This is a genomic window from Rathayibacter sp. AY1B8 (assembly GCF_002932775.1).
In the GTDB taxonomy this organism is placed as follows: domain Bacteria; phylum Actinomycetota; class Actinomycetes; order Actinomycetales; family Microbacteriaceae; genus Rathayibacter.
The window spans coordinates 1-8798 of sequence record NZ_PSWJ01000045.1 but is presented as its reverse complement, the minus strand read 5'-3'; the positions used below and the strand labels follow the sequence as shown (position 1 = coordinate 8798).

Here is an 8798-nt window from a genome sequence, read left to right as displayed (position 1 = left end):
GCACCGGCCGGGGCCGGGCGGGGTGGGAGCGGTGCCCTCGGCGGGCGCGTCGGTCGACGGCGCACCGGTGGACGGCGCACCGGTCGAGGTGGAGTGCAGCGGTGTGGCGCTGGAGGTCGGCGTGCTCGACGGCGTCAAGGCGAACGCGGCGGTCGAGCCGAGCGCGACGAGTCCGAGTGCGCCGACGGCGATGCCGATGGTCAGGGCGCGCTTCTTCGGACGGCGCGGCCCGAAGCTCGAGCCCTTCTCGGCGGGGGTGGTCGACTCGGTCATGGGTGTCTCCTCGTTCCGGCCCGGTGCCGACCCCGTTCGGGATCGGTTGCGGCCGGTTCCATCTCAGATTCGAAGGCGAATCTGAAGCCGGACTTAAGAACAGACCCTCCACAGCAGACGCCGGGTGCGCCCCGATCCGCGGCCCCTAGGTTCGAGCACATGCCCTCCTCCGCCCGTGTGCTCCTCATCGAGGACGACGACGCCATCCGCTCCTCCGTCGAGACCGCGCTGCGCAGCGAGCGCTTCACGGTCCGCGGTCTCGTCTCCGGCGAGGACCTCGCCCGCGAGCTGAGCACCTTCGCTCCGGACCTGGTGATCCTCGACTGGATGCTCCCCGGCCCGAGCGGCATCGTGCTCGCCGAGCGGATCCGCCGCAGCAGCGACGCGGCCGTGATCATGCTCACCGCCCGCGACGCGGTCGACGACCGCCTCCGCGGCTTCGACGAGGGCGTCGACGACTACGTGGTGAAGCCGTTCGTGCTCGCCGAGCTCGTCAAGCGCGTGACCGCCGTGCTGCGCCGCCGCGGCCGCATCCCGTCCGTCGTCGAGATCGGCGACCTCGTCGTCGACCCGGAGTCGGGCCGCGCCCGCCGCGGCGGCGTCGCCCTCGACCTCACCGCGACCGAGTTCCGCCTCCTCGCCTTCCTCGCCGGGAACCGCGGCCGCACCCTCACCAAGACCCAGATCCTCACGCAGGTCTGGGGCTACGACCACGTCGACCCGAACCTCGTCGAGGTGCACCTCAGCTCCCTCCGCAAGAAGATGGAGGCGCACGGCGACCGGCTCGTGCACACCGTCCGCGGCCTCGGCTACCGGGTGGAGGCGTGAGCCGCTCCCAGCCGGGCGCCCTGCGGACCGGCTCCCTCCGCCTCCGCACCGTCCTGGCCGTGCTCGCGCTGCTGGCCGTTCTGCTCCTGGCCCTCTCGGCGACGGTGCAGGCGGTGCTCGGCGAGCGCCTCCGCGACCAGATCGAGGAGCGGCTGCAGGACCGCGCCTCCGCCGCCGCCGCGCTGGTCGGCACGATCGCCGACGACGCCCTCGCCTCCCGCCTCTCGGCGCAGGGCGTCTCGGTGCGGATCACGAGCCCCGAGGGCGAGGACGTCGTGGCCGGGCCGAGCCCGGAGCAGCTGCGCCTGGGCCCTGGAGCCGCCGACCAGCTCGGAGAGCCGCCGTCGCCGCCCGGCACGAGCTCCTCCTCCGGAGCCGTCCCGCCCCGAGCCGCCTCCGCCGCCGTCATCGTCGTCGTCTCGAGCAGCGTCGCCGCCGACGACGAGCTGATCACCCTCGAGTCGACCCTCAGCGACGGCACCCGACTCCAACTCACCAGCGAGGCCGGATCGGTGGGCAGCACCCTCGCGCAGCTGAACGGGATCCTGCTCGCCGCGTCGGCCGTGTTCCTCGTGCTGGCCGCCCTCGCGCTGATCGTCGTGGTCCGCGCGACCCTCCGGCCCCTCGAGCGGATGACCGACGTGGCCCGCGACATCGCGCACGGCGACCGCGGGCGGCGGCTGCGCCCCTCCCGTCCGCGGACGGAGCTCGGCCGCACCGCGACCGCGTTCGACGAGATGCTCGACGACCTCGAGCAGGCCGAGCGCAGCGCCCTCGCCGCCGAGGCGACGGCCCTCGCGGCGGAGCAGCGGATGCGCGCGTTCGTCTCGGACGCCGCGCACGAGCTGCGGACGCCGGTCGCCGGCATCCAGGCCGCCGCCGACGCGCTCGTCCGCGGCGACGGCGGCGAGCAGGAGCGCGAGCGCCTCTCCGTGCACGTCGTGCGGGAGTCGCTGCGCGCGGGCCGCCTCATCCAGGACATGCTGTTGATGGCGCGGCTGGACGAGGGCCTGGCTCTGGAGTCGCGTCCGCTGGACCCGGCGGGCGTCGCCGAGGCCGCGATCGAGCGCCAGGAGCTGCGCCGCCCGGGCCTCGCGATCGAGCTGCACCGGCCCGCCGAGCCGCTCCTGGTCAGCGCCGACGCCGACCGGCTGGCTCAGGTGCTCGGCAACCTCCTCGAGAACGGTGCCCGCTTCGCCCGCTCCCGGATCGACGTCGCCGTCGAGGCGGCCGCCGACTCCGTCACGATCACCGTCGACGACGACGGCCCCGGCATCGCCGAGGCCGACCGTGAGCGCGTCTTCGACCGCCTCGTCCGCCTCGACGACGCCCGCAACCGCGCCGACGGCGGCTCGGGCCTCGGCCTGCCGATCGCGCGCGGGCTGGCCCGGGCCCTCGGCGGCGACCTCGTGGCGGAGGCGAGGCCCGTCGGCGCCCGCTTCCGGGTGACGCTGCCTCGCGCGGGGTGACGCCGCCCCGCTCCCCCTAGGCTCGACGGGCGCGCGGGCCCCGCTCCGCCCGAACGGCAGGAGTGGCTCCATGGACAGGGACGACGCGGAGCAGCGTGTCCGGCAGGCCCGCGACGAGGCCCCGAGGTTCGGGAGCGGTCCCCTGCTCGCCACCTTCACCGTCCGCCACCGCCGCGGACTCGACGTCGCCTTCGTGCTCGACGGCGCCGACGGGGACTTCCAGATCGGCATGGGCGCCGCGTCCGACGACTTCCGGAGCGTCCTCACCGTCGGCGTCGACCGCGAGGACGGCCGCATCCGCGGCGTCTCCAGCTGGACCGTCGACGGCCGCGAGAGCCGCGTGCCCGTGCGGATCCTGCACCGCTCCGCCACCGTGATCATCGTGGAGGCCGCTCCCCTCCCCCTCGACCGGCGCCCGTCCTCGCTCAAGTGCTGGTCCTTCCTCCGCCGGGCCTCCGCCGACCACCACTCCGACGTGCTGGGCTTCGTGTCCCCCGACCTGGCCGACCTCCCCCCGGTCCGGCTCCTCACCGATCCGCGGGCGCGGCGCGGGCGCTGAGCCGGCCTCGCGCGAGGGGACGGATCCCCGCCCGACCCGCAGGCGCCGGTGGGATCATGCGCTGACGTGATCCCGCCCGGAGGTCCGCCCGACCCGGAGGAGCGCTCGTGACGCAGGAGGTGCAGTCGACCCGGCTGCGATCGCTCGGAAGCGAGGCGTTCTTCGGGGCGACGGTGGTCGTCGCGGCGGCGTGGTCGGGCGCTCGGGCCTACCAGCTCTACGGAGGGTGGGGCGTGGTGCTCGCGGTGGCGGCGGTGATCGTCGCGGGGCTCGGCTTCGGGCTCCGGCGGCGCGTCGAGGAGCGGTGGTCCCGGCCGAGCCTCGAGAGGCTGCGGGCCGAGCATCCGGACGGCGGCGTCACCGCGGTGCTGAACACTCCGGAGACGCTGGCCTCGCTGCGGACGCTCGCGGTCGCCGGAGCCGCGGTCGACCTCCCGGCGCTGCGCGCGGCGAAGCCGGACCCCGTGCTGCTGGCCGTCGTCACCGCGAGGGCGCTCTCGCTGTTCCGCGCCGACGCGGACCTCTCGCCGATCGCGTTCCTGCCCCTCACCGCCGGGGACGCCCCCGAGTCGGTGACGGGCTACCACCACGGTCACGCGCTCGCGGCTCCCGTTCTCACGGTCCGGCAGCAGGGGACGGAGCAGCGGCTCGCCCTCTTCCCCGCCGACGGCGCGCGGACGATCACCGGTGTCCTCGGCCGCTGAGCGAGGCCCGCTGCGCATCGCCGGGAGTCTCCGCCCCGCGGCGGATCCGGCAGCGCCGCGCCGCGCGTAGCGTCGGGCGATGGACATGTCACTGCTCGGCACCAGCGTGGTCGCCGCCCTGTGCGGGGCCGCGTATCTCGGAGTCGCGATCCTCGCGGTCGCGCAGGTCCTCCGCTCCGGCCTCGATCCCCTGCGGAAGGGCCTGTGGACGATCGCCGTCGTGGTGGCGCCCTTCCTGGGGTCGATGGCGTGGTTCCTCGTCGGGCGGCCCGGAGCCCGAGCCTGAGACGCGGCTCAGCCCGCACCAATGCCTACGATCATCGATCGCGCAAGCACCTGCTCGCGGGGCACCCGCACGTCAGCATGAGCGGGATGGACACGATCGAGGAGGCGGGCGCCTGGGCGCGCGCTCTGGTGCGCCGCGAGTTCGGCGTCGGCCTCGTCGACCTGGAGCCCGTCGTCGGCGGACTCGACCACGGAGCGCGCGTCTGGTGCGCGGCCGACGGCTCCGGGGCGCTGTGGAGCGTCAAGGCGTCGGCCCGCGACGGGCGCTTCGGACTCGCGCTCTCGGCGTCGCTGGGAGAGGCGGGGGTGCCGGGCGTCGCGGCGCCGCACCGCGCCTCCGACGGGCGCCCCTGGGCGGAGGACCGGGGGCTGCGGGTCTCGGTCGCGCCGTGGATCCTCGGCGAGGACGCCGTCGACTCCGGCGAGGACGCCCTCGACTGGGAGGGGTTCGGCGCGGTCCTGCGCTCCGTGCACGACGCCGAGCCGCCGACCCTCGCGCCTCCCGTGCGGCGGGGCATCCGCCGTGTCCGCCGTCCGCTCACCGACCTCCTCGCCGAGACCGACGAGAGGATCGATGCGCAGCCGGAGCCCCGCCCCCGCCTCACCGCGCTGTGGCGCGCGAACCGCTCCCGCCTCGACGCCCTCGCCGGCTCCGAGCGGCGGCTGAAGCGCGCCCGCACGCCCACTTCCCGCGTGCCCCTCCACGGCGACCCGCATCCCGGCAACGTCGTCATCGACGAGAGCGGCCGCCCCTGGCTGATCGACTTCGACGAGGCCACCGTCGCCCCGCGGGAGGCCGACCTGCTCCTGATCGAGCTGGGCGTCATCTACTCGCGGCCGATCAGCGACGTGCAGCGCTCGGCGTTCCGCGCGGGCTACGGCGAGGCCCTGATCGACGACGAGCGGATCGTCCGCTTCGGCTGCGTCCGCGCGGTCGAGGACGTGGCCGCCACTGTCGCGCTGGCCCTCGCCGACTCGGAGCCGGAGGAGCGCGAGGCCGCCCCCGTGCCCGCCTCCCGCCTCGGCCGCGCCGCCTCGGCGCTGCCCGTCCCCACTCCGCTCGACCTGCTCGCCGGCCAGCTCGGCCCGCACGGCCTCGTCTCGCTCGTCGAGACCGCCCTCCGCCGCCCCGCCTGACGCGGCCCTCCGACCCCGCCCCCGTCCGACCCTTCACAGCAGGAGACCACCCATGCGCAGACGATTCATCCCTCTCGCCGCCGTCCTGGCGTCGACCGCCGCCCTCACCGGCTGCAGCGGCTTCGGAGGAGGAGGCGGCGGTTCGGCCGACGCCGACTCGATCACCTTCACCACCTGGGCCAGCGAGTCCGAGCAGGCGGCCTTCGAGTCGCTGATCACCGACTTCGAGGCCGAGCACGAGGGGGCGAGCGTCGAGCTCAACGTCGTCCCCTACGACCAGATGTTCAGCAACATCGACGCGCAGCTGTCGTCGGGCGAGGCCCCCGACGTGTTCCGCGTCGACTACGGCAACCTCGGCGTCTACTCCAGCCAGAAGCAGCTGCTCGACCTGACCGACCGGATCGGCGACTTCGGCTCCTTCACGCCCGCGTTCCAGGAGGCCGTCTCGTTCGAGGGGAAGCCCTACGGCGTCCCGCACCAGACCGACGTGTCGGCGCTGCTGGTGAACACGCAGCTGCTCGCGGCGGCCGGCATCACCGACGTGCCGACCACCGCCGACGAGGCGTGGACCTGGGAGGAGTTCGCCGACGCCTCCGCGAAGCTGCGCGCGAGCCTGCCCGCCGAGCAGTACCCGTTCGTCTACAACTGGCAGCTCGGCGGCACGCCCCGCTGGCTGAGCTGGCTGTTCGAGGCCGACGGCACGCTCCTGGAGGAGGACGGCACCACTCCGGCGATCGACTCCGCCGCCGGCGCGAAGGCGCTGGACTTCACCAAGAGCTTCTTCGACAACGACTGGGTCCCGCCGACCAGCTCGGTGAAGTCCGCCACCTACGCCGACTCCTTCTTCACGGAGCAGACCGCGGCGATGGCCTTCGCCGGGTCCTTCCTCGTGCCGGACATCGACGACCTCGCCGACTTCGAGTGGACCGCCACGCCGATGCCCGTCGACGAGCGCGGCGCGACCGACCTCGGCGGCAACGCCCTCGTCGCCACGGCCGACACCGACAACCCGGAGCTCGCGACCGAGTTCCTCTCGTTCATGACGCAGGCCGACACCATGGCCGAGTTCTGCGCGGCGACGAACGAGCTGCCCACCCGGTCCGACATCGACCCCGCGTCGATCGACTTCGCGGTGCGCCCGGACGTGATGCCAGTCTTCGTCGAGCAGGCCGCGACGATCACGCCGCGCGACGTGCAGCAGCTCACCTCGCCGTTCCTCGCGAAGATCTCCGTCGCGATGCAGGACCAGCTCGAGGAGGCGTTCGTCGGCGGGCGCAGCACCGAGGAGACCCTCTCCGGCCTCGACGCGGCCATCCAGCAGGCGACCAGCTGATGACCGCCACCACCCTCCGCGGCGGGGCGGGCTCCTCCGCCCGGCCGCGGTCGGCCCGCAGGCGCGAGGCCCTCGCCGGCTTCGGCTTCGTCGGCCCGAACCTGCTCCTGATGGCGCTGTTCCTGTTCGTGCCGATCCTCTGGGCGATCCAGCTCTCGTTCCAGGAGTCGCGCGGCTTCGGTACGCCCGAGTGGGTCGGCTTCGCGAACTACCTGCGGATGGGCGCCGACCCGGTGTTCTGGCAGAGCCTGGGCAACACGCTCCTCTTCACCGCGGTCACCGTGCCGCTCGAGCTCGCCGGCGGCCTCGGCCTGGCCGTGCTGCTCAACTCCGTCCTGCCCGCGCGCGGGATCTTCCGCACGGTGATCGTGCTGCCCCTGGTGATCTCGGGCGTCGCCTCCGGGATGATCGCGGTCACGATCTTCAGCGAGTCCTCGGGCATCGTGAACAAGGTGCTGAGCTCGCTGGGCGCCTCGCCAGTCGCGTGGCAGTCGGACGGCTCCGCGGCGATGATCTCGGTGATGCTGACCGCGGTGTGGCTGCGGATCGGCTTCAACATGGTCATCTACCTGGCGGGCCTGCAGAGCGTCTCGCCCGAGCTCTACGAGGCCGCGCGGATCGACGGAGCGACGCGCTGGCAGCAGTTCCGCGCACTGACGGTGCCGCTGGTCGGCCCGTCCACCTTCTTCCTGCTGATCATGAACGTGATCGCCTCGTTCCAGGTCTTCGACATCGTCTTCGTGATGACGGGCGGCGGCCCCGGCTTCTCGACGTCGGTGCTCGGCACCTACGCGTACCGCAACGGCTTCCAGGTCCGCGAGCAGGGCTACGGCGCCGCGCTCGGCGTCGTCATCCTGCTGGTCTCCCTCGCCTTCACCTACCTGCAGTGGCGCACGAGCCGCACGCGCGACCTCGTCGACTAGGAGCCCTCATGTCGTCCTCCACCGTCACCACGCCCGCCGCGGTCGCCGCGGCCACCGCCCGCGAGACCCCGCGCCGGCGTCCCTCCCGCCGCGACGGCTCCCGCTCCGGACTCGTCGTCCGCCTCGTCGTCGCGATCGTCGCCTCGGCGGTCGTGTTCTTCCCGCTGTACTGGATGCTCGTCATCGCCTTCTCGCCGCGCGGCGAGGTGTTCGCGCCCGGCCCGCCCCGCTTCTGGCCGAGCGAGATCTCGTTCGAGAACTTCGCGACGGTGTTCGCGCGCTTCCCCGTGGGCGAGTGGTTCGTCAACTCGGTCGTGATCGGGGTGTTCGTCACGGTGTTCACCGTCGTGGTGAACCTGCTGGCCGGCTGGGGCTTCGCGCGGCTGCGCTTCCCCGGGCGGAACCTGCTGTTCCTGCTCGCACTGGCCACGATGATGATCCCGGTGCAGGCGATCATGGTCGCGCAGTTCAAGCTCGTGACCGGACTGCAGATCTACGGCACCTACTGGTCGGTGATCCTGCCCGGAGCAGCGGCGGCCTTCGGGATCTTCCTCGCCCGGCAGTTCTTCCTCTCCATCCCGGAGGAGCTGATCGAGGCGGCGCGGATCGACGGCGCCGGCCACCTGCGGGTGTTCCTGCAGATCGTGCTGCCGCTCTCGAAGCCGCTGATCGCCGTCCTGATCCTGCTGACTCTGCTCGGCAGCTGGAACGACTTCGCCTGGCCGCTGATCGCCCTGAAGGACAACGAGCTGTTCACGCTGCCGATCGGCCTGCTTTACCTCAAGGGCCAATCGACGCCGGACTACAGCGCGAGCATGGCGCTGGCGCTGGTGTCGGTGCTGCCGATGGTGCTGCTGTTCCTGTGCTTCCAGCGCTACTTCGTGCAGGGGTTCGCGCGCAGCGGCATCCGCTGAGGTCGGGCGGCGGCACGGGCGGAGGCACGGGTGGCGGCACGGGCGGCGTGGAGCGGTCGCCGCGGCTGGACGCTCCTGACCGGACGGGGCAGGAGAGGACAGGGCAGGAGAGGACAGGGCAGGAGAGGACAGGGAAGGAGTGGGCCGACGGACGCGGCGGGCTGCCGACGGACGCGGCGGGCGGCGGAGAGCGTGAACCACGTGGAGCTCGTCCGGTCGTGATCTTCCGAGTTCGACGGCTCTCCTGCGTGGCGGGGGCGTCCGCCAGCCGGAGCGGGGCGGGAGCGGACCGGGACGGAGCGGACCGGGACGGAGGCGGACCAGGGACAGGGGCGGACCAGGGACAGGGGCGGACCAGGGACAGGGGCGGACC

General features: G+C 73.5%; 9 protein-coding genes and 1 pseudogene. 9 read left to right on the top strand and 1 reads right to left on the bottom strand.

The genetic code is table 11. The features are described from left to right. A pseudogene (locus C5C63_RS16465) lies at positions 1-273 on the bottom strand (hypothetical protein); the annotation flags it as partial. A gap of 159 nt (positions 274-432) precedes the next feature. On the opposite strand from C5C63_RS16465, the gene C5C63_RS16460 reads away from it, so the two are divergent. The 9 genes from C5C63_RS16460 to C5C63_RS16420 all read left to right on the top strand — a co-directional run bounded on the left by C5C63_RS16460 (position 433) and on the right by C5C63_RS16420 (position 8425). Then, complete coding sequence (locus C5C63_RS16460; RefSeq protein ID WP_104225192.1) at positions 433-1101, top strand: response regulator transcription factor; 669 nt, start codon at positions 433-435, stop codon at positions 1099-1101. Beyond that, positions 1098-2570: a cell wall metabolism sensor histidine kinase WalK gene (locus C5C63_RS16455; RefSeq protein ID WP_104292996.1), complete on the top strand. Its 1473-nt coding sequence runs from the start codon at positions 1098-1100 to the stop codon at positions 2568-2570. The genes C5C63_RS16460 and C5C63_RS16455 overlap by 4 nt, the downstream gene beginning before the upstream one ends. Positions 2571-2640: 70 nt before the next feature. Beyond that, positions 2641-3129, top strand: coding sequence for a hypothetical protein (locus C5C63_RS16450; protein ID WP_104225194.1), 489 nt, complete (start codon positions 2641-2643; stop codon positions 3127-3129). 107 nt (positions 3130-3236) lie between these two features. After that, complete coding sequence (locus C5C63_RS16445) at positions 3237-3833, top strand: hypothetical protein (protein ID WP_104251186.1); 597 nt, start codon at positions 3237-3239, stop codon at positions 3831-3833. A gap of 79 nt (positions 3834-3912) precedes the next feature. After that, the gene (locus C5C63_RS16440; RefSeq protein ID WP_104225196.1) at positions 3913-4119 is read left to right on the top strand and encodes a PLD nuclease N-terminal domain-containing protein; all 207 of its coding nucleotides are present in this window, start codon (positions 3913-3915) and stop codon (positions 4117-4119) included. A gap of 86 nt (positions 4120-4205) precedes the next feature. Then, complete coding sequence (locus C5C63_RS16435; RefSeq protein ID WP_104326451.1) at positions 4206-5255, top strand: aminoglycoside phosphotransferase family protein; 1050 nt, start codon at positions 4206-4208, stop codon at positions 5253-5255. A gap of 52 nt (positions 5256-5307) precedes the next feature. Beyond that, positions 5308-6588 (top strand): sugar ABC transporter substrate-binding protein, encoded by a 1281-nt coding sequence (locus C5C63_RS16430; protein ID WP_258065484.1) that lies wholly within the window; start codon positions 5308-5310, stop codon positions 6586-6588. Next, positions 6588-7511, top strand: coding sequence for a carbohydrate ABC transporter permease (locus tag C5C63_RS16425; RefSeq protein ID WP_104326450.1), 924 nt, complete (start codon positions 6588-6590; stop codon positions 7509-7511). Before C5C63_RS16430 ends, C5C63_RS16425 begins: the two co-directional genes overlap by 1 nt. Positions 7512-7519: 8 nt before the next feature. Beyond that, positions 7520-8425: a carbohydrate ABC transporter permease gene (locus C5C63_RS16420; protein ID WP_104234603.1), complete on the top strand. Its 906-nt coding sequence runs from the start codon at positions 7520-7522 to the stop codon at positions 8423-8425. Positions 8426-8798 lie beyond the last annotated feature (373 nt).